At 61.0% G+C, this 20,960-nt stretch carries 17 protein-coding genes; 14 read left to right on the forward strand and 3 right to left on the reverse strand.

The features are described 5' to 3' along the window. Positions 1 to 13: 13 nt before the first annotated feature. From KU884_RS15910 to KU884_RS15965, 12 genes are all read left to right on the forward strand, one after another. Entirely contained in the window at positions 14 to 1,570 is a 1,557-nt protein-coding gene (locus tag KU884_RS15910; RefSeq protein WP_167783539.1) for an acyl-CoA ligase (AMP-forming), exosortase A system-associated, read from the forward strand. 3 nt (positions 1,571 to 1,573) lie between these two features. Beyond that, entirely contained in the window at positions 1,574 to 2,842 is a 1,269-nt protein-coding gene (locus KU884_RS15915; protein ID WP_167783540.1) for a pyridoxal-dependent decarboxylase, exosortase A system-associated, read from the forward strand. Between the two features lie 219 nt (positions 2,843 to 3,061). Next, on the forward strand, positions 3,062 to 3,967 hold the full coding sequence (locus tag KU884_RS15920; protein ID WP_167783541.1) for a hypothetical protein: 906 nt from the start codon (positions 3,062 to 3,064) through the stop codon (positions 3,965 to 3,967). 359 nt (positions 3,968 to 4,326) lie between these two features. Next, entirely contained in the window at positions 4,327 to 5,352 is a 1,026-nt protein-coding gene (locus KU884_RS15925; RefSeq protein WP_167783542.1) for an XrtA/PEP-CTERM system-associated ATPase, read from the forward strand. A 261-nt stretch (positions 5,353 to 5,613) separates the two neighbouring features. Continuing rightward, entirely contained in the window at positions 5,614 to 6,012 is a 399-nt protein-coding gene (locus KU884_RS15930; protein ID WP_167783543.1) for a fibronectin type III domain-containing protein, read from the forward strand. A gap of 361 nt (positions 6,013 to 6,373) precedes the next feature. Further along, entirely contained in the window at positions 6,374 to 6,988 is a 615-nt protein-coding gene (locus tag KU884_RS15935) for an XrtA/PEP-CTERM system exopolysaccharide export protein (RefSeq protein WP_167783544.1), read from the forward strand. Between the two features lie 75 nt (positions 6,989 to 7,063). Next, the gene (locus KU884_RS15940; protein ID WP_167783545.1) at positions 7,064 to 8,632 is read left to right on the forward strand and encodes an XrtA system polysaccharide chain length determinant; all 1,569 of its coding nucleotides are present in this window, start codon (positions 7,064 to 7,066) and stop codon (positions 8,630 to 8,632) included. Next, entirely contained in the window at positions 8,629 to 9,546 is a 918-nt protein-coding gene (locus tag KU884_RS15945) for a hypothetical protein (RefSeq protein ID WP_167783546.1), read from the forward strand. Before KU884_RS15940 ends, KU884_RS15945 begins: the two co-directional genes overlap by 4 nt. A 15-nt stretch (positions 9,547 to 9,561) precedes the next feature. After that, positions 9,562 to 11,112, forward strand: coding sequence for a TIGR03016 family PEP-CTERM system-associated outer membrane protein (locus tag KU884_RS15950; RefSeq protein WP_167783547.1), 1,551 nt, complete (start codon positions 9,562 to 9,564; stop codon positions 11,110 to 11,112). 82 nt (positions 11,113 to 11,194) lie between these two features. Further along, positions 11,195 to 12,703, forward strand: a complete 1,509-nt coding sequence (locus KU884_RS15955; RefSeq protein ID WP_167783548.1) for an exosortase C-terminal domain/associated protein EpsI — start codon at positions 11,195 to 11,197, stop codon at positions 12,701 to 12,703. Positions 12,704 to 12,881: 178 nt separating this feature from the next. Then, positions 12,882 to 13,538, forward strand: coding sequence for a sulfotransferase (locus tag KU884_RS15960; RefSeq protein ID WP_167783549.1), 657 nt, complete (start codon positions 12,882 to 12,884; stop codon positions 13,536 to 13,538). A 393-nt stretch (positions 13,539 to 13,931) separates the two neighbouring features. Then, positions 13,932 to 14,690: a sulfotransferase domain-containing protein gene (locus tag KU884_RS15965; protein ID WP_254432082.1), complete on the forward strand. Its 759-nt coding sequence runs from the start codon at positions 13,932 to 13,934 to the stop codon at positions 14,688 to 14,690. Between the two features lie 39 nt (positions 14,691 to 14,729). Here the strand turns inward: KU884_RS15965 and KU884_RS15970 are convergent, their stop codons facing one another. Further along, positions 14,730 to 15,923, reverse strand: coding sequence for a glycosyltransferase (locus KU884_RS15970; protein ID WP_167783551.1), 1,194 nt, complete (start codon positions 15,921 to 15,923; stop codon positions 14,730 to 14,732). A gap of 443 nt (positions 15,924 to 16,366) precedes the next feature. Between KU884_RS15970 and KU884_RS15975 the strand changes: the two genes are divergently transcribed. Both KU884_RS15975 and KU884_RS15980 read left to right on the forward strand, forming a co-directional pair. Further along, on the forward strand, positions 16,367 to 17,320 hold the full coding sequence (locus tag KU884_RS15975; RefSeq protein ID WP_167783552.1) for a sulfotransferase domain-containing protein: 954 nt from the start codon (positions 16,367 to 16,369) through the stop codon (positions 17,318 to 17,320). 483 nt (positions 17,321 to 17,803) lie between these two features. After that, entirely contained in the window at positions 17,804 to 18,283 is a 480-nt protein-coding gene (locus KU884_RS15980; protein WP_167783553.1) for a hypothetical protein, read from the forward strand. 21 nt (positions 18,284 to 18,304) lie between these two features. On the opposite strand, the gene KU884_RS15985 is transcribed toward KU884_RS15980, so the two are convergent. Together KU884_RS15985 and KU884_RS15990 are read right to left on the reverse strand one after the other, a co-directional pair. Beyond that, on the reverse strand, positions 18,305 to 19,066 hold the full coding sequence (locus tag KU884_RS15985; protein WP_167783554.1) for a glycosyltransferase family 2 protein: 762 nt from the start codon (positions 19,064 to 19,066) through the stop codon (positions 18,305 to 18,307). A gap of 57 nt (positions 19,067 to 19,123) precedes the next feature. Then, positions 19,124 to 20,923, reverse strand: coding sequence for an ABC transporter ATP-binding protein (locus tag KU884_RS15990; protein ID WP_174813750.1), 1,800 nt, complete (start codon positions 20,921 to 20,923; stop codon positions 19,124 to 19,126). Positions 20,924 to 20,960: the final 37 nt, after the last annotated feature.

Here is a 20,960-nt window from a genome sequence, read left to right on the forward strand (position 1 = left end):
CGCGGTACGCTTGATGATCACACTCTTCCACGACATCCCGCTGGCATCGGCACGGCGCACACCCGATGTCACCGCGCTGGAGACGCGGCGCGGACACTGGTCCTACGCCGAACTGGCGGATTACCTGCTGCGCGCCGGCCGCAGGCTGCACGAGCGCGGGCTGGCCCCGGGCGAGCGCGTCGCGGTGTACCTGGACAAACGCCCGGAAACCGTGGCGGCGCTGTTCGCCGTCACCCTGGCCGGCGGCATCGCAGTGCCCGTCAACCCCGCACTGAAACCCCACCAGGTGGCACATGTGCTCCGGGACTGCAGCGCGCAGGGGCTGATCACTTCCCGGCAGCGCTTGAAACTCCTGCAAGACGGTGACGCCATCCCGGAGAGCGTCGCCGACCAACTCACGATTGCCGTCGACTGTGAGACGGCCGGCTGGCAGGCACTCACCGACACGCCGCCAACGGCGCCCCTGCCCCGCCGCGTGGAGACTGACCCGGCGCTGATCCTCTACACCTCCGGCAGCACCGGCCCGCCCAAGGGCGTGGTGCTGAGCCACCGCAACCTGGTGGCCGGCGTGGAGAGCGTGGTGGCGTACCTGGCCAATACCGCCGATGACCGGATCCTGGCCGCCCTGCCGCTGAGTTTCGACTACGGCCTGAACCAGGTCACCACCGCCCTGTACGCCGGCGGCACGGCGTTCCTGTACGACTACCTGTGGCCGAAGGAGCTGCTGCGGGTGATGGAGGAAGCGCGCATCACCGGCCTCGCCGGCGTGCCGCCGCTGTGGAACCAGCTCGTACAGAGCAAGTGGCCCGCCGGTATCGCGGCACATCTGCGTTACATCACCAACTCCGGCGGCAAACTCCCCCGCACCACGCTGGACCGGCTGCGCAGCACGCTGCCGGAGACCCGCGTGTTCCTGATGTACGGGCTCACCGAGGCGTTCCGCTCCACCTACCTGCCGCCGGAGGAACTGGACCGCCGGCCGGATTCCATGGGCCAGCCCATCCCCAATGCCCGCATCCAGGTCGTACACCCGGACGGCGCCCTCTGTGGCCCGGGCGAAACCGGCGAGCTGGTACACGGGGGCCCGCTGGTGGCCCTGGGCTACTGGAATGCCCCGGAACGCACCGCCCAGCGGTTCCGTCCCGCACCGGCACCTGCGCCCGAACTGCCGCTGGAGCAAACCGCCGTGTGGTCCGGGGATCTCGTGCAACAGGACGAAGACGGCTTCCTCTATTTCATGGGCCGCCGGGACGACATGATCAAGAGCTCCGGCTACCGCATCAGCCCCACGGAAGTCGAGGAAATCCTCCACGGGACCGGCCTGGTGGAGGATGCCGCCGTGGTGGGCGTCCCGCACCCGGTTCTCGGTGAAGGCATCCTCGCCATCACCACGGGCACTGACGACATCAACGCCCTGCGCAAGGCCTGCCAGAAGGAGCTGCCGGCCTTCATGGTGCCCGGCGATTTCGTACCCGTGGAGGGCTCCCTGCCCCGCGGCCCCAATGGCAAAATCGATCGAGCCGCGCTGCGCCAGCGCCACATCCACCACTTCACAGCGGAAAGCGCCTGAACCATGGCCAGTCAGCCCGATACCGCGCGCATTCCCCCGGCGTTCGCCAGTACCGACGCGGTGCTGCACATCGGCGGCCGGAGCGTTGAAGCGCTCGCGGAGCGCCACGGTACCCCGCTCTACGCCTACGACGGCGCCGTGATCGCGGATCGGCTGGACCAGCTGCGCCATCACCTGCCGGAACGAGCGCGGCTGACCTACGCCATCAAGGCCAACCCCATGCCGGAGCTGCTCGCCTGGCTCACGCCGCGAGTGGAAGGCCTGGACGTGGCCTCCGGAGGCGAGATTGAACGGGCTCTCGCCGCGGGCGCCGCCCCTGCGGACATCTCCTTCGCCGGTCCCGGCAAGACCAGAGACGAAATCGCCCGGGCCATCGAGGCGGGCATCACCATCGGCCTGGAATCCCGAACCCAACTGGACACCGTTGCGGAGCTGGCCGCAAAAGCCGGGAGTCCCCCACGCGTGTGCCTGCGCCTGAACCCGGATTTCCAGGTCAAAGGCTCCGGCATGCGCATGGGCGGCGGTGCGCAGCCCTTCGGTGTGGACACCGAGCGGGCGCCGGAACTGCTCCGGGCCATCCACGACCAAGGCCTGGAACTCGCCGGGCTGCACATCTTCGCCGGCTCCCAGAACCTGAACGCCGAGGTCATCGCCGAGGCTCAGCAGCGGAGCATGGACCTGGCCCTGGAGCTGTTGCGCGACGCCCCGCGGGCACCGGAATTCATCAACCTGGGGGGCGGGTTCGGCATCCCCTATTTCCCGGGCGACAAGCCGCTGGACCTGGCCGCCGTTGCCGGGCGACTGCACAGCCTGGATCAGAAACTCGCCGCCGCCCTGCCGGGCACCCACATGGTCATCGAACTGGGCCGGTATATCGTTGGCGAGGCAGGCGTCTACGTCACCCGGATCGTGGATCGCAAGATTTCCCGCGGGCACACCTACCTCATCACCGACGGTGGCATGAATCACCACCTGGCGGCTTCCGGCAACCTGGGTCAGGTGCTGCGCAAGAACTACCCCGTGGCCATTGCCAACCGGCTGCGGGAGCCGGAGGCGGAGCCCGTTACCGTGAGCGGGCCCCTGTGCACGCCGCTGGACGTGCTCGCGGACCGGATCGCGTTGCCGCATGCGGAGGTGGGGGATCTGGTGGCGGTGTTTCAGTCCGGAGCGTACGGGCTCAGCGCCAGTCCGGTGGGTTTTCTCGGGCATCCGGCGCCGGAGGAGGTGTTTCTGCCGGGTGAGGGGCGTCCGGAACCGGTTGATCGCGGCTGAAGCCGCTCCCACGGCGGGCACGGCCCGGGCGTGGGGTGCACCTTGATGCACCGAAAACCGGCTCGATGCACCTTCCCCCGACACGTCGGCCGAGGCGGGTTTCCGGAGGCCATTGGCGGTGCATCAGGACGCCCCCTGATCCATTTCGCGCTTGCCCAAACCGGCCGATGGCGGCAGGCTCGGGAACATCCGTGCTGAAACAAGGACACCCGGCGCAACGTGTCTCACCGCTTCTACTACTATCTGGCACTCGCTGTCGTCGCCGGCATCGTCCCGCTGTTCTTCATTGATCTCGGGCCGTACCGGCGCATTTTCGCGCCGGAGGTGCACGCCTTCGGTCATCTCTTTTTCTTCGCCGTCCTGGCCTGGGTGGGGCTGCAACTGCCGCCGGTGCGCCGATACTCATACGCGGTGCGTGCGGCCATCGTGCTTGTGGGCGCGTTTGTGCTGGGCGGCATGATCGAGCTGATCCAGCCCTATTTCGGGCGCTCCGCCGCCTTCAGGGACGTCTGGCAGAACGTGCTCGGTGCGTCCATCACCGTGGCGCTGGCCGCGCCCGGCGGGGCGCCGCGGCGCATCCTGGTCACCGTCGTGGCCATTGTCCTGTTCCTGGAGATGCGCAACCCCGTGATCTCCCTGTGGGACCGGGGCGTTGCCCGCATCCAGTTCCCCGTGCTCTCGGATTTCAGCACCGCCTTCGAAGACCGCCGCTGGTCCTCCGGCCAGACGGATGCCCGCATCGCTCGCGTCGGCGAGCGCTCCCTACGGGTCCCCCTCAAACCCTCCCGCTACGCCGGCACCACCATGCGGCGCTCCTTCGGTAACTGGAGCGGCTACAAGACCCTGGAGTTCAGCATCTACGTCCCGGACGGCTCCCTCGCCATCACCGTCTCCATCCGCGACCATGAGCACTTCGACCGCGGGGGCGCCTACGTCGACCGTTTCAACCGCCGCTTCCTGCTGCAGCCCGGGTGGAACGATATCACCATCCCCGTCGCCGACATCCGGGATGCACCGGCAGAGCGGCAGCAGGATGTCAGCGACATCGCCGAGTTCGCGATCTTCACCTCCAACCTGGAAGAGGAGAAGACGTTCTACCTGGATCGAGTGCAGTTGCGGGAGTGAGGGCAGGTGGGTCGCGGCTTGCGCCGCTCCTACGGCCGCGGGATCCAGCCCCGTAAGAGCGGCGCAAGCCGCGACCCCTGGAACCCGTTCACAGAACCCGGCATACCCCCTGGCACCAAACGGCGACAGTGTGCACACTTGCATCGCCTGACCGTAAGGTCGCGTAGTCGTGTCGGCGAGTGCGGACGGTGCATCAAGATGCACCCTACGGCGGCGTGGCCTGTAGGGCGGACCTTCAGGTCCGCCGACCGGGCCTTGATGAGATTGTAGGGTGCATCTTGATGCACCGCCTACCACCACCCACAAACAGCACGGCCCAAACAACAACGGCCACATTATCGGCCTCTGGACCAGACACCATGTACGAGGAGTTCTACAACCTCACCGGCAAACCCTTCCAGCTCAGCCCCGATCCGTCCTTCTTCTTCGGCAGCCGTGGCCACAAGCGGGCCATGGCCTATCTGGAGTACGGGGTCGAGCAGGCTGAAGGGTTCATCGTCATTACCGGTGAGGTGGGTGCCGGCAAGACCACCCTCGTCCGCAACCTCTTCGAAGGCCTGAACCGCAATGAGGTCATCGCGGCGCAGCTCGTCAGCACCCAACTGGAAGCCGACGACATGCTGCGCGCCGTGTGTTCCGCCTTCGGCCTGGAGTTTCGCGGCAACAAGGCCGAACGCCTGCTGGCACTGGAGTCCTTCCTGCTGGAGTGCCAGCGCAAGGGCAAGCGCTGCCTGCTGGTGGTGGACGAAGCCCAGAACCTGCCCCCCGCCGCCGTGGAAGAGCTGCGCATGCTCTCCAACTTCCAGACCTCCAGCGGCTCGCTGCTGCAGAGCTTCCTGGTGGGCCAGCCGGAATTCCGCAGCACCCTGCAGAGCCCGTCCATGCGGCAATTGCGCCAGCGTGTCATCGCGACGTATCACCTCGGCCCGCTGGACGAGGAAGAGACCCGCGACTACATCAAGCACCGGCTGCAGCGGGTTGGCTGGCAGAACGATCCGGAGTTCAGCAACGAGGCCTTCGAGGCCCTGCACGAATACGCCGGCGGCGTGCCGCGGCGGATCAACACCGTCTGCGATCGCCTGCTGCTCATGGCATTCCTCGAGGAACTCCACTTCATCGACAGCGATACGGTACAGGAGGTCATCAACGAACTGGATCAGGATTTCGGCGTCCGCGGAGACGAAGACGACACCGCCCTTCAAACAACCGTCAACGAAGGCGGCCAGGGCAGCAGCGGCGTCATGGATGACGAGACCGCATCCAATATCCACGCCCGCATCGAGAAACTCGGGGCACGAGTTTCCCGCCTGGAACGCTACGTGGTGTACACCTCGAAGCTTTCGCGCCAGATCCTGACGCACGTCAACAAGAAAAAAACGGATTGATCCCGAAGAACCGCTAAGAAAGAACCGTCTTTGCGAAGATCTTCCCAATCAACGGGTTGCGCTCGGTGGCACCGGGCCGGATCGGTCCTTGAACGGTTGATTCACCCGTACTGTGAACTCCGTCACACGCATTGTGCGACGGCCGGCACATCGTCGGTCCGGGCAAGTGCATAGCATCACACCCATCGAGATTCCTCGTGACGATGACACGGTCAGGAGCATGTCGTGCTGAAGCACTACAGCAATGGAAAAACTTTGCCCATGAATCGGCGGCTGCTTGCCCTGCTGGTTCTGGCACTGGCCGTTCTCCTCGCAGGCTGCATCGAGGATTCGGATTCCAGCGACTCGGAGAGCCTGATCGGCGACGGCTCCGGCAACGGCACCGATACCAGCGGCGAGGTGACCCTCTCCTGGGAACCGCCGGCCACCCGTGAAGACGGCGAAGAGTTCTCCCCCAGCGAGGTGGATCGGTACATCGTGCAGTACCGCTCCGAGGACGGCGAGTTCCAGACCGTCGACTCCCCCCCTGAAATCCGTGATACCAGCGTGGCCATCAATACACTGACCCCCGGGGAAAAGTACTATTTCCGCGTGCAGGTCCGGGACACCAACGGCCTGGCCAGCGACTTCTCCGAGGAAGTATCCACGGTGGTCAACTAAACCACCCATCAAGCCCCAGCCCACCTTACGTAGGGCGGACCTTCAGGTCCGCCGTCAAAAGACATGCAAGCCGAGGCGGCCCATCGAGGCCGAATCGGCGGACGTAAACGTCCGCCCTACGGTCCCGTGGGACCGACGTCCGCTCCTCCCCCTCCAAAAACCCGTTGGCCTCAAACTGTGAACTACGTCACACTAGAGGCATCTAACCCGTCCGAGTCACACAAAAATCCGACCGGGCGGCACAGGGTGCGGTCGGGGCTTGTCTACGCCTCCCAATGGCAGGATGATGAACAATCGGTGATGGCTGCAGGGCCATGACAAGCCGCTGGCGCAACGAGCATTTCTGACAGGGAGTACGACGATGGGGTGGGTACAACGCGCGATGCTTCTGCTGGCCGTGCTGGCGGCGGCAATCCTGGCCGGCTGTGGCAGCACCGGCACCCCGATCGAGGACATGGACCGCCCCGAGATGGGCGACTACGTCATCGGCCCAGGGGACGCACTGCAGATCCACGTCCGGGACAACCCGGACCTCTCCGTGAGCCTCCCGGTACGTCCGGACGGAAAAGTGTCCGTGCCCATGGTGCGCGACGTCAGAGCTGCCGGAAAAACCACGTCGGAGCTGGCAGACACCCTGGAAGAACAGCTCTCCGAGTTCATCCGGGACCCCATGGTCACGGTCATGGTCACGAGCTTCGTCGGCACCTACTCCGACCAGGTCCGCATCATCGGCCAGGCGGTGCAGCCCCAGGCCATTCCCTACCGGGAGGGCATGACGGTGCTGGACGCCATCATCCAGGTGGGCGGGCTCACCCAGTTCGCCGCCGGCAACAGAACCCAGCTCGTGCGCGGTACCGGGGAGGACGCCCAGAAATACCGAATTCGCCTGAATGATCTGCTCAACGACGGCGACGTGAGCCAGAACCGGCCCCTGCGGCCCGGCGATATCCTGGTGATCCCGGAGGCATTCTTCTGACGCCCGCCGGGCCCGCGGGCTGCGGCGGCGTATAACGCTCGATGAAAGACATTCTTCAAGGAAGACCGCTTCACCATGCATGAACTCTATCAATTCATCCTCGGCGAACTCCGCGGTGCCTGGCGCTTCCGCTGGTATGCCCTGGGTGTGGCCTGGCTCGTGGGCCTGGCCGGCGCCTTCGTCGTGCTCACCATGCCCGACGAATACCGGGTGGAGAGCCGCGTTCAAGTCAACACGGAATCCATGCTGCAGCCGCTGCTGGCGGATCTGGCCATTGAGCCCAACCTGCAGACGCGGCTCCAGGTGATGACGGCCACACTGCTCAGCCGCGAGAACCTGGAACGCATCGCCAACGAGAACGATCTGCTGGTCCGCGCCCGCACGGCGGCGGACGAGGATCGCATCATCCGCAACCTTGGCAACAGCATCAGCATCAACCAGGGCCGGCGTGACCAGGTTTACCGCATCTCCTACCAGTCCGATGACCCGAACCGCTCCCGGGGGGTGGTGCAGTCGGTGCTGGATCTGCTCATGGAAGAAGCGGCGGGCATGACCATGCAGGACGCCACCAGCGCCACGGAGTTCCTGGAGCGGCAGGTGGAAGACTACGAGCGCCGCCTGCAGCGGGCGGAGGAACGGCTCGCCGAGTTCAAGCGCGAGAACGTGGGCATGCTGCCGGACCAGGGTGGTCGTGATTACTACCAGCGCCTGCGCGCCACGGAAGACCAGCTCGAGCAACTCGAATCCCAGAAGCGCACCGCAGAGCGGCGCGTCAACAGCATCGAGGAACAGCTCACCGCCCTGCGCACCGGTCAGGAACAACCGGACCCGGCAGCCAACCCCCAGGTCCAGGCCCTGGATGAGCAGATCCGCGAGGACCGCGACCGGCTGGACGAACTCCTGCTGCGCTACACCGAGCAACACCCGGACGTCCGCAACCTGGAAGCGCAGATCGAGCGCCGGGAAGAGCGGCGCGAACAGCTCGTTGCCGAGGCCGGGGAAGGCAGCGAGAACCGCGCCATCGAGACCAACCCGGTGTTCCAGGAGCTGCAGATCCGCCTCAACGACTGGCAGGGCGAGATCGCCGCCCTGGAGAGCCAGATCGAAGAGCAGAGGGATCGCAAGGAACGGCTACTGAGTCAGGTGGACGAGATCACCGAGGTAGAGACTCGACTCAACGACCTCACCCGGAACTACAACGTCACGCGGGAACGCTACCAGACCCTGCTCGGGCGTCTGAGCACCGCGGAGATGACCGCGGAAGCGGACTCCGGGGGCGGCATGAACATGCGCCTGGTGGACCCGCCTCGTACGCCACAGGAGCCGGATGGCCCGCCACGCGACCTCTACATGGTGGCGCTGCTGCCGGTGTCCTTCGGCGTGGGTGGCGGCTTCGCGTTCCTGCTCCACCAGATTCGCCCGGTGTTCCAGCGCCGCGATATGCTCGCCGAGATCACCGGCCGCCCCGTCCTCGGCTCCGTCAGCCTGGTGATGACACGCCGGCAGAAGAGCATGAAGCTCGGCGCCATCACCGTCTTCGGCCTGGCTGCCATGACCCTGGTGGCCGCCGCCGCGGGTGCCGCCATGTTCGCGGATGGGGGTGCCGAGTACGCTCAGCAGTTGGCAAGGAGGTTGCCGTTTTGAGCACGATTGAACGGGCACTGAGCCGCAAGAAAAAGCGGGAACGCGACCAGCCTCACCAGGAGCGGGACGGCGCCGACGACAGCGGCGCCATGGGGCCGCCGAATGCGCCCCCCACCGGTGCGCCACCGACCAGCGACCGCAAGGACCTCATCGGTGTGGGCTTCGAGCCCCGCGGGCCGCTCCTGAAGGTGGACATCAACCAGCTTCGCCGGCAGAGCATGTACCCCACCGTGGCCATGGAAGACCGCATCGGCAACGAATACCGCCGCATCAAGCGGCCGCTGCTGGGCAACGCCACCGGCCGCGGCGTCATGCCGGTGGACCGCGGCAACCTCATCATGGTCACCAGCGCCATCCAGGGCGAGGGCAAGACGTTCACCTCCCTGAACCTGGCACTCAGCATCGCGCGGGATCCGGATTTCTCCGTCACACTGGTGGACGGCGACGTGGCCCGCGGCCACCTCACCCGCGTGCTGGGCGCCCAGAAGCACCACGGGCTGCTGGACCTGCTGGCCGATGAGAGCCTGAACCCCATGGATCTCATCATGCCCACCAACATCGAGTCCCTTTCCGTACTCACCGCCGGCAGCCGCCACGCGCTCAGCGAGGAGCTGCTCTCCAGCGAGCGCATGGGCCGGCTGGTGTCGCAACTAGCGGATCCGACGCCGCGACACATCATCCTGTTCGATTCCCCGCCCGTTCTGGCGGCGCCGGACGCGGTCACCCTCTCCCACCACATGGGCCAGGTGGTGGTGGTGGTTAAGTCCTCGTCCACCCTGCGCCACCAGGTCACCACGGCCTTGGATCAGCTGGACCCTGACAAGGCCATCAACATGGTGCTGAACCAGGCCCTGGGGGGCATGGGTGGCGACGATTACGGCGGCTACTACGGCTACGGCGACAACGAAAACTAAAGGATCCGGAGTGGCATGGGCGCCAGCGCAGCAAACAGGAGCAAGGTCTGCCGTTACGCGGCCGCCTCGGTGGCCGCCGCCGGCCTTGTCCTGGCGCTGACACAACCGGCATACACCCAGGCCCGCACCGAACTCCAGGGCGCGCTCGCCGGGGAACAGGACGTCCCCCAGACCCTGGCCGGCTGCAGCCTGCCGCTCCCCGGCGGACGGGACCGCGACAGCGGCCTCGCCGGCCAGTACATCAGTGATCGCCAGGGCCAGCCCTACCTGTTCGCCCCGTCACTCACCGCCCGGCAGACCTACAGCGACAACGTCACCCTGGCCCCGGAGGGCGAGGAAGAGTCCGACCACATCAGCCAGCTCATCCCGGCGTTCAGCTTCTGCCAGATTCGCCAACGCACGCGCACGCAGGTGGACTACCAGGCCCAGCTCCTCCACTACTGGGAGGACTCGGACCGCAACGACGTCTACCATTACGCCAATGTGGACAACACGACGACGCTGATGCAGGACTTCCTGTTCCTCGACCTGGGCGCCCGCTACGACCAGCAGCCCACAACCATCAGCGGCGTGCTCACCGGCGACAACGAACTGGTCACCGGGGACCGACAGGACACCACCACCCTGCGCGCCAGCCCCTACGCGTTCCAGAGCCTCGGCCCCGTTGGCGACTCGGTGACCCGCTACGAATTCCGGCGCACCATGTACGACGAGGACGCCCGGGACACCACACGCCACATCGGCAGCTTCAACGTGACCAGCCCCGGCGCCGCGGATCCACTCTCCTGGCAGGGCAACGTCCGCACCGAGCGCGTCACGCGGGACGACATCGACGACGCCACCTACTTCGACGACGGCTTCATCGAGCTGGGCTACCGCGCCATCGGCCGCCTCACCCTGCTCGCCCGCGGCGGGCTGGAGACGGTGAACCGCGCCGACGGCAGAGACCGCTTCGGCAACGAATACTGGGAAGCCGGTTTCCGCTGGAGCGATGAGCGCACCAGCGTGGAGGCCCGCTACGGCGAACGCTTCTTCGGCGACACCTACTTCGCCGCCATCAGCCGTCGCGGTGGGAGCTTCACAGCGCGGCTCGACTACCGCGAAACCCAGGAAATCCCGGACCGCATCGGCGCAGGCGTGCCCGATATTCCTCCGGGTCTGGAAAACTTTATCGATATACCCGAGCCCGAGCTCACGATCAGCAAACGCCTCACCGCCTCCGGCACGTACGAAACAGGCTTGTCGACCTTCCGCGTCACCGCCTTCGACGACCGCCGCGAGCTGGTGGTCTCCGGCGACGAGCGCCGCCGCTACGGCGCCGACGCCTCCTGGCGCTGGAGCTTCGCCCCCAGAACAACACTCACCCCCAGACTCACCTGGGAACGCATCGACGACCGCGACGGCCAGATCGACACCCTACGCGGCGCCCGCCTCAGCGTCGCCAGAATGCTCGACCGCCACACCCAAGCCGGCGCCACCATCCGCCGCCAGGACAGAACATCCGACATCGCTGATCAAGAATACGTAGAAAACGCCATCACCCTGGAACTAACCAGATTGTTCTAACGTAGGGTGCATCTTGATGCACCGAATGAATGTATAACCAATGTGGGAGCGGCGTAAGCCGCGATAAAACGACCCGGAAATCATGGCCACAACCCAAACCACAATCCGCCAAACCCTCCTCCGCGCCGACATCCCCATCATCGCCGCGGCCCTGGCCCTCGTGGTTGCAACGGTCTACTTCCCCGTCTCCGTCATGGTCAACCGTTGGTTCGTCTTCGACGAAGCCTACTCCCACGGCCTCTTCGTCGCCGGCGCGGCGCTTTTCCTCATGTACCGAGTCCTCCGCAGCCACCACTTCCCACTCAACCCGAGCTACCTGGGCATCGCCCTGGCCGCCCTGTCCTCCGTCGCCATCGCCATGGCCAACGTGGTCAACGTCCTCATCCTCCAACAACTGGGGGCAGTGTTCCTCTGGTGGGCCATCATCGTCGCACTGCTGGGCTGGCGCGCCGGCTGGCACCTGGCCATCCCCATCGGTTTTATCTACTACGCCGTACCCATCTGGGACTACCTCACCGACCCCCTGGTGCACCTGGCCGTGGTGGTGAATGAATTCCTGCTGGGCTTCCGAGGCATCCACTTCCAGGTGGACGGCGTGTTCATCCGCCTGCTGGACGTGGGCACCTTCGAGGTGGCCGGCGGCTGCTCCGGCCTGCGCTACCTAGTGGTGGCGCTGACCCTCTCCACCCTGTTCAGCGCCCTGAACTTCAGCCGCATCCGCGAGTGGATCGCCCTGCACGCCACGGCCATCATCATGGCCCTGCTGGTGAACTGGATCCGCATCTTCGTCATCATCCTCATGGGCTACGAGACGAACATGCAGACCGGCCTCATCGACGATCATGAGTTCTTCGGCTGGGTGCTGTTCGTCATCGCCCTGGTGCCGTTTTTCTACGTGGCGAACAGGCTGATGAACCGCTCCCCGGAGCCAACACCCAGCCAGGGCATCGTCACCGGCCGCGGCAGCGCTGGCGCGAGCAAGGCCGCCCTCGCCTCCGTCGCCACCATCGCCCTGGTCGCCGGCCCGGCCCTGTACGCAGCAGCGCCCAGCATCGCCGGCACGCAGCAAACAATCAGCCTGCCCGACACCCTCGGTGACTGGCAGCGCACCGACGAGAGCTTCCGGGTGAGTTGGGAACCCACCATGCGCCGCGCCGACCAGGTTCTCCGGGCGCCCTACCGCACCGATAGCGGCAACCCGGAAGTGGTCAATGTCGGCATCTGGCACTACCGGAACCAGACTCAGGGCAGTGAACTCGTTCAACACCAAAACCGGCTGGTTGACAACCACGAATGGCGTGTACTGGAGCGCCGACCCGCGGGCGTGGACGGCTGGCAGACAATGGTGCTAGAACACCGCCGACAAGGCGAAGTACGAGCCATCAAATACGGCTACTCGGTCGCGGGCGAATGGACCGACAGCCAAGTGATGGTCAAAGCGTTGATGCTGCGCGGTACGCTGCAGGGCCGGCGAGATGGCACGCTCGTCGCGATTGAGGTGCCATGCAGCGATATCACCTGCACGGACGCTGCTGAAAATCTAGTTTCATCTTCCCAAGAACTCTTGGCAGCGCTTGAGAAAACGCTCTGAGCGGTCAAGACCGAGCGTGTGCGTGTACGTCTTTACCTGCTCCCCTGGCAAACACGCCTTCGGTTCTGGCCGCGCCAACCATATATGACGGTTTCATATACGCAAATACTATTCAGAAGCTAACATCCATAAGCACGTCCCGCTTCAAGCGGTGTGAACAAGAGAGAGCCATTCATACATGAAACAAGATCCCATATTCATTGTTGGTACTGGCCGTTGCGGCAGCACAATGTTCCATGACGTGCTGAGTCATCACGGTGATCTGGGATGGTTATCGAATATCGTGGCAAAGAAGCCCGGTCGACCAGGGATCAATGCCATGCTGAACCGGACGCTGGATGTCCCAGGTGCTGCACGAGTCCTACGCAGGGTATTCCGACCTTCGGAGCCGTACGTCTTCTGGGAGCGCTATTGCAAGGGTTTTTCCAGGCCGTACAGGGATCTTTTCGAGCACGACGTTATACCAGGAAATATCCCTAACATCCGTGCCGCCTTTAACAGCGCCATCCCTGACACTAAGATTCCAGTCGCTAAGATCACCGGCTGGCCTCGCGTTCGCTACCTCAAAGAAATTTTTCCAGGCGCCAAGTTTGTTCACATTGTCCGTGACGGACGGGCGGTGGTGAACTCCGTACTCCAAGCCCCCTACTTCGACGGTTGGACGGGTCCGGAGCAATGGGCCCGAGGCTACTTAGATGGACGGCAGAGGCAGGCATGGCTAGATGCTGGGGAATCATTCGTTGTTCTCGCGGCGATAGGCTGGGAGAACCGCATACGGGCGTTTCAGGAAATTCGCAGGCTAATGCCGGACTCCGATTATCTGGAGTTCAGGTAAGAAGACTTCTGCGATGACCCACGGAGAGTGTCAGAACACGCCCTCAACTTTCTCGGGCTTATGGAATCGCCCAAAACGGAGGGGTTCCTATCAAGCATGGAGAAATTCCGCATCTCCAGCAAGAACGAGAAATGGCGAAGCGATATGAGCGAACAACAAAAGATTGATCTTAACCGTTATCTCGCTCCACTACTGGAAGAGTATGGGTACACCCCCGAGACGCAAGAGTAAATTGATACACATTGAGATTTTCCAAGTTGGCAATTTATCGCCCCCATTCGGCGACCCACGTCGATCAACCCATTAGGGAAAAGCGACATTATGGCTACATATGCGAAACCAACATTCCTCTGCATCGGTATCCAGAAAGCGGGTACATCTTGGCTTTATCGCATGGTCGATCAGCACCCGAAGGTCTGCACGAGTAATCCGAAGGAGCTTCACTTCTTCAACCGTCACTACCACAAGGGCGTAAACTGGTATCTATCTCATTTCTCCTGTGACGACAACACCAAGGCGGCGGGCGAGTTCACGCCTGACTATCTCTGGGTGCGCGACGAACACAAAGACGAGCGCGGGTTCGAAGCAACACCGAACATTCCGGCGCGGGTTGCCGACGTATGCCCTGACGCACATTTCATCGCGATTCTGCGGGATCCGGTCACCCGAGCCGTCTCATCCTATTTCCACCACATTGGCGCCAACCGGGTTAGCCCCAACCGACGTCTCAGCGAAGTCGGAGATCAGTGGGGCATCCTCTCCATGGGCCATTACGCTGACAACCTGGAACGCTGGTTCGAGTATTTCCCAAGAGAGCGCTTCCAGGTGCTCATCTACGAGGAGGATCTGAGCGGCGATGCCCGGCGTGAGACCCTGAAGCGGGTCTTTACACACATCGGCGTCGATTCGGAATTCCAGCCCGGCCAGCTTGACGAGCGATACAACAAGCGCCGTTCACATTTCGACTACCGGCTAGCGCGCTTATCCGGTCGGCTGCAGCGCCTGGCACGGCAGTACACCCCTGGCTTCGTTAAAGAGAGCTCATTCTGGGACATCCCCGTGTCTGAGGACGAAATAGAGGAACTACGCCGCTACTACACGCCCCACAATCGGCGCCTTGCCGAGCTTCTCAAACGAGATATGCCCTGGTAGCTCACTCGTGTGTCTGATCTGGAGGTTGGAAGCGAACAGCTATTGAGACCTTTCGAAGTCGACAGGCGATTCACTTGCTGCCTGACGCAACCGAAAGTTTTCTGCCGACAACCGATCCACCGTCTCGTTGAGTTCATCAACGGAGTCCCGGAGGTCGTGTACGGAGGAATGCGATAAGCTATAGGACTGCGCCCGTGCCACGGCAAGCAGGCGTCGGCGCATCGGGCGCGGAAACAGCACCTGCCGAAACACCTGCATGAGTCCCTTTCGCCAGCCATAAAGAGTCCGGAACAAAAAGGCGTGCCCCGGAGATTCAAGCGCCCGAAAAAAATAACGTACGTCACGGGAAATACTTCCCGGTCTCCGGAGCAAAGCATGCCCCTCGCCCCCAAGACGCTGCATAAACTTCTTCAGCTCTTCCTCCATGGCCGGCCGGTACTCAGGGGCCAGTTGGAAATAAGCACTGCGGATAAAACCCAGTGCAAACGGATACCATGCCGGCAACAGGCCTTTTGGATCTTCCAAGTCTTGGATATCCTCACGGATTGCCTCCATGACATGAATCACCTGGATGAATCTTGGCCCGATGGTGCCGGTAACGGAATTCGCGTGCACACGGTAATGATACAGGGGCTCCGGTACCACGCTCACCCACTCCGCTAGTGACATTGTCTTCCAGTGAAAGATCAAGTCCGCCTTGGTGTAGAACTCTTCACGGAACCTTAGGCCATACCGGCGCAAAAAATCCGTGCGGTAAAGCTTCATCCACACGTAGCCGTAAGCCATAGGGAAGCCGTTACTTCGCTCCCCGCGCCGCCAAGCGCGGAGATTCCATCGGCGGACGTCGGGTGACCTATAGGGACCGCTCAGGTAGTCCCAGCCCACCAGCGTAATATCCGCACTGTCTGTCTCGGCACGGTGAACAAGTCGCTCGACAAACTCAGAAGCCACCACATCGTCGCAGTCGACGGAGAGCATGTACTTACCACGTACTAGCTCCAGGCCCACATTGCGAGTAGGGTACTGTCCCCGGTTTTTCTGATGCAGCACACGAACCCGCTGATCCCTAGCTGCGTAGCGCTCAAGGATCTCGCCGGAGGCATCGGTCGAGCCATCATCGATGCAAATGAGCTCGAAATCCGTGAACGTCTGCGCCAACACGGAGTCAAGGCACGCCTGTAAGATATCCTGCACGTTGAAGACAGGCATTACGATTGAAACGAGAGGTTTCATGACGCCCTGTGCTCCCGCGGTAGCAAGCTCATAACCGCAAATGCCCCTTGGCCCTTCCGCATAGCCCGTCCCGCAAATAAGCTGCATCCGTTGAGTCCATCATCGTCCGCGCCGGACGACACATACGGCTCGCGCACGGCTCGCACTGCGCATGCAACCGATGGCCTCCTGAATCGCCGCTCGGCTGCGGCTGCCACAGACCTCGCAAGACAGTCTGCCTAGATGATGTTCATTTTATTGCACCCATGTCTCCAAGGCGAACGTGGTCGCCATCTCTGCGCGACACAGGCATAATAGAGACTAATCGATCGCAGCGAGCCTTTCCGACTAAGGTTTGCATAGGATCAGGAGAAGCCGCGACGGAGATAAATGTCGGATGTAGCTTAACCCATCACACAGTCTGAGCATACTACAAGCGCTTTCCTGAGTCAGTGGGGTCAAAAATGCTATCGCCTTCAGAGATTATTCAACGAGCACACGCCTGGAGGAAACGCCGTTTCGTCTACCGCATCGAAGAAAAGATAAATAAAGATCCGCTTAATCATTACTTGATATTAAGCGACCCAAGAGGGGGAAGCACCTGGCTCGCAGAAATAATCAATCTAATAACAGGTGCACCCATAATTTGGGAGCCTCTCCATATAAAAAATAACCCGAATTTTCGCGACTTGGGCTTCGGGATTCGGGAGTATATCCCTGAAGACCAGAAATGGAAGGAATGCGAAAAAGAATTTGAGATGCTCTTTAAGGGAAAAACCCTGAACACATGGACACTAAAACATGCTTCGCCCAAAGCCATAACGCTCTCAGATCGCTTCCTCTTTAAGTTTTGCCGTGGGAACTCACTCCTTCCTTGGCTAACTACAAACTTTTCTTTCCGACTCAAGCCCGTCCACCTTCTTAGACATCCTTTCGCCGTAATTTCCTCACAACTCAAACAAGGCGGATGGGACCAGGGCTTCGAAGATTTTTCTATACCTACTGGGCATAACCGATATATCTACACCAAGCACAAAACGTTTCTTGACTCTTTGCAAACGCGCGAAGAAACATTGACTGCTCTCTGGTGCATCTCTAATAGCGTTCCTCTTTACAAAAACAAACGAAACCATGAATGGATTACCATATTCTACGAGGATTTAGTTATAAACCCAAGGAGTCAGATAGAGACAATATTCCGCCATTGGGGCCTGGATATGCCAGAATTTAATTTTGAATTTAATAAGAACAGCCGAACTAGCCTAAAAGACACGCCTCAATCTCCAGAAATGCGGATAGGCAGATGGAAGCAAGAGATTGATGCCTGGAAGATTGAAAGAATGCAGAAAGTATTGCATTATTTTGGATTCGACCTATATGCTTGGCACACCCCTTACCCGAGAAAGATCGTGGACTGATCATCGCATTTTTTTGCCACAAGTCGAAAAAAATATGATCCCGATCAAGAGACACGATGACACCCCATCGAACATTCGTTCCATCTCTAACAAGGGTGCCTAGAGCAAAAAATGGAATGTCCTCCTGCAGTTTTCTACTGGAAACCTGAGAATGGATCAAACTTCGGCGACGCGCTGAACGCATGGATGTGGCCGCGCATCTGTCCCGAGTTAGCCGATCTACCGGATGGCAGTCGTTTCCTGGGCATTGGGACTGTGCTCACTCAGCGCACCCCCCTTGGAAACCCGACACTTGTATTCGGTAGCGGTGCCGGCCTCAAACCAACACCGTCTGTCACTGACACCTGGAATATCTACTGCGTTCGCGGTCCGAGAACGGCTAACAGGCTCGGCTTGGGTGGTGAGTTCGCAGTAACCGACCCAGCGGCTCTATTGGCCAGGATGGATTTACCCGAGGTAGCAAGCAAGCATGCCTGGGGATACATGCCGCACTGGCTTAACGCCCACGACGGCTGGAAGCGCATATGTACTCGCGCCGGTGGGGAGTACCTCGACCCACGCGAAGATGTTGAAACTGTGCTCCAGCAGCTCCAATCGGTTCGCTTGGTCGTAGCCGAAGCAATGCATGGTGCCATCGTGGCTGATGCGTTGCGCATCCCATGGATTGCCGTCAGGGCGAGCGCCACGCCCGACGACGTGAAATGGGAAGACTGGGCGAGTTCACTGGAAATTCCTCTTGAACACCACCAATTGCCAAAACTGCCGAACAGGCAATCCGCGAACCTTGCGCTCCGACTCTGGCAGCAACTCATTGAGCGGCGGGCTGCGCGCGCGCTTGACAAACTGGTGACCAGCGCAAAGCCGCAACTCAGTGATAGCAACGTTTTGGCGGACCGCTTGAATCGATTAGAAACGTTGCTGGAAAGCCTCAAGCGGGACATTAATCAGCGCCGCTTCGGATAGGCTACCGATACCGAGAAGGTTTTATAGCTTGCCGGTGAACTTAAGCCTAATGTACTGTTTGATAAGTAGCCCTCTTTGCCGCCAAGTATAGAAATCCCAGTATTTCTGCAGGTACCGGCGCCGGCCAATCGCCAAGTTGCGCGGTTGATTAAGCCGTTCCGAAGGACCATGCTCGGCGCGAAAAAGAACAAAAGCGCGCTCCGCGCGCTCAATATGCATCCCTGCCTGCGATAACTCCAAGACTAGACCTCGGTCCTCTCCCGTAACCAGTAGCGGGTCGAATCCGGCTGTCCCAAGCAAGCACTTGCACCGTACGGAAATGCAGCTACCCGAGACACCGGGATTCCCCATAAGTAACTCCTGCCGGAACCATGCCTGGTCGCGAACAGGGACCGATTTTGCCGGAACAACCTCGCGATTGTGCATCAGCTTTCTAGAACCGAGTACGACGTCAGCCCTTGTTTCCTGATACACCTCGGCAAGTTCAGCGAGATAGTCCGCCTCCCATGCGTCATCATCATCCAGAAACGCGATGTGCGAACCACTCGCCATGACTGCACCGATATTACGCGCTTGGGAGGCTCCAATTCCTGGCATCGCACGTACCACATCAATCAGCGACGAAGGTGGTAACGCACCAACTTCAACAGCACGACTACCGTTGTCAATTATCAGAACCTCGATTGGCGCCAAAGTTTGCCCAAGGACGCTCTCCACCGCATGCGCCAGTGCATCCGCGCGATTGTGGGTTGGGATAACAACTGAGAACGTTATGTCGCTCATGGGTTGCCATGCGTTGCGTTAACTAGCCAATTCACTCGAGGCATGAGTTCGTTACCCTTACTCATCCCCATGCGCCATTGAGCGGAACTTAGCGCTCTTAGAGATGAGCTCATTGAACGTACCTGAGTTTACGACTTTACCTTTCTCCAACAAGTAAATTCGGTCGCACGACTGCACTGTACTGAGCCGGTGCGCGATAATCACAATCGTCTTGCGGTGGCCGAGATCAGCGATTGCCGCCATCACCGCATTTTCTGTCACGTTGTCCAGTGCACTTGTCGCCTCGTCCAGCAGAAGCGTGTCGGGGTCACGATAAAGTGCGCGCGCAATACCGATGCGCTGACGCTGTCCCCCCGAGAGGCGCACACCGCGTTCACCCACAATTGTGTTATATCCCTGCGGCAGCTCATTCACGACGAATTCATGCAAATGCGCCATACGTGCCGCTCGTTCGACGGCTGCATGGTCGATGTGATCTTCGGGCAGTCCGAATGCGATGTTGGCTGCAATCGATTCATCCGACAGATAGATATGCTGAGGAACGTAACCAATCGAATTCTGCCAGGCGCGGACGTTGCTCGCGTCAACGGGCGCACCATCAACAAGCAACATTCCCGACTCAACACTCAACAGGCCCAGAATCACATCCATCGTGGTCGTTTTTCCTGAGCCAGTCGTTCCAACGAGCCCGACTGTATGCTTCGCAGGAATGCGAAGGTCGACGCCGTCAAGTGCCGGCTGTTCCGAGCCGGGATAAGAGTACGTAACATCCCGCAACTCTATGGCTTCCTCTGGTGTTGGCCACCGAGCGTCGGTCGCGCGAGACAATGCTCCCGCTGGCTGCAAACTATTGAGGTCGGCCACCAACGAATCCAGTGCGGGTCTCGACACACGCAACATCGAAGCCTGGCGATAAATGGTCTGTAGGGCCGGCATCATCCGGTAGCCTGCGAAGGCGAAGGTCGCAAAAACGGGCAGCGCTTCTCCTAGGGAACCATAAACCGCCATGAGGTATAGCAAGATCAAAATCATGCCCCCGTATATCAAGCCCTGGATGCCGAAATTCGGGATTTGGGCCAAGACTTGGGCCAAGATTTCCTGTCGAGCCATCCGCTTCGACGGGCTCGCATAGCGGTCCGCCATCGTCTCTTCCATTCCGTAGATTTTAACCTCCTTTACGCCTCCGAACGTTTCATGCGTAACGCGAAAACGTCGTCTATTCGCTTCGAGGCGGATGGCACCAATACGGGTCAGCTTCTTGCGGATGAAAAGGTAGAGGCTGCCGTAAACAACGATCGCAGTGAGGCCCATGATTAACGCCAAGGAAAAGTCAACTACGAGTAACAGACCGAACAATGCGATTGCGACAAGACCATAGGCCACGATCTGCATGGCGGGAAATAGCGCCCCGGTTACAACGCGATTGACCTCGGACAAGATCGTTGTGGCAATCTTCGAACTATGCCGCCCCAGGAAGAACGAGTAAGGCTGGCCCAAGTAACGCGCCATCAAGCGACACGATAGCGAGTGAATGCGCATCTGTGCATATGAGATCTGTACCCACTGCGTTACGGCCTTAAATGTGAGGGATCCGACCAACACAAGGAACACACCTGCGCCAAGGAGGGTCAAGAACCCCTGAGTAGACTCGGCCCCACTCAACTCGTATGCTCGGCTGAGCCACACGTTACGCTCAACAATTTCGGGGTCTGATAGCACAGCCATAAAAGGCATGATAGAAGCAACACCTACCATCTCCAAGATAGCCATCCCAACCATCATCAAAAAGACAAGGAAGGCACGGTGACGCTCGCGAGGTGTGAGTATTGAGAGTAATGCTTTGAATATCCCGAGCATAAATACACATCTTTTTGAAAATCGTAAATGAAACAAA

The organism is Aquisalimonas sp. 2447 (assembly GCF_012044895.1).
Taxonomy (GTDB): domain Bacteria; phylum Pseudomonadota; class Gammaproteobacteria; order Nitrococcales; family Aquisalimonadaceae; genus Aquisalimonas.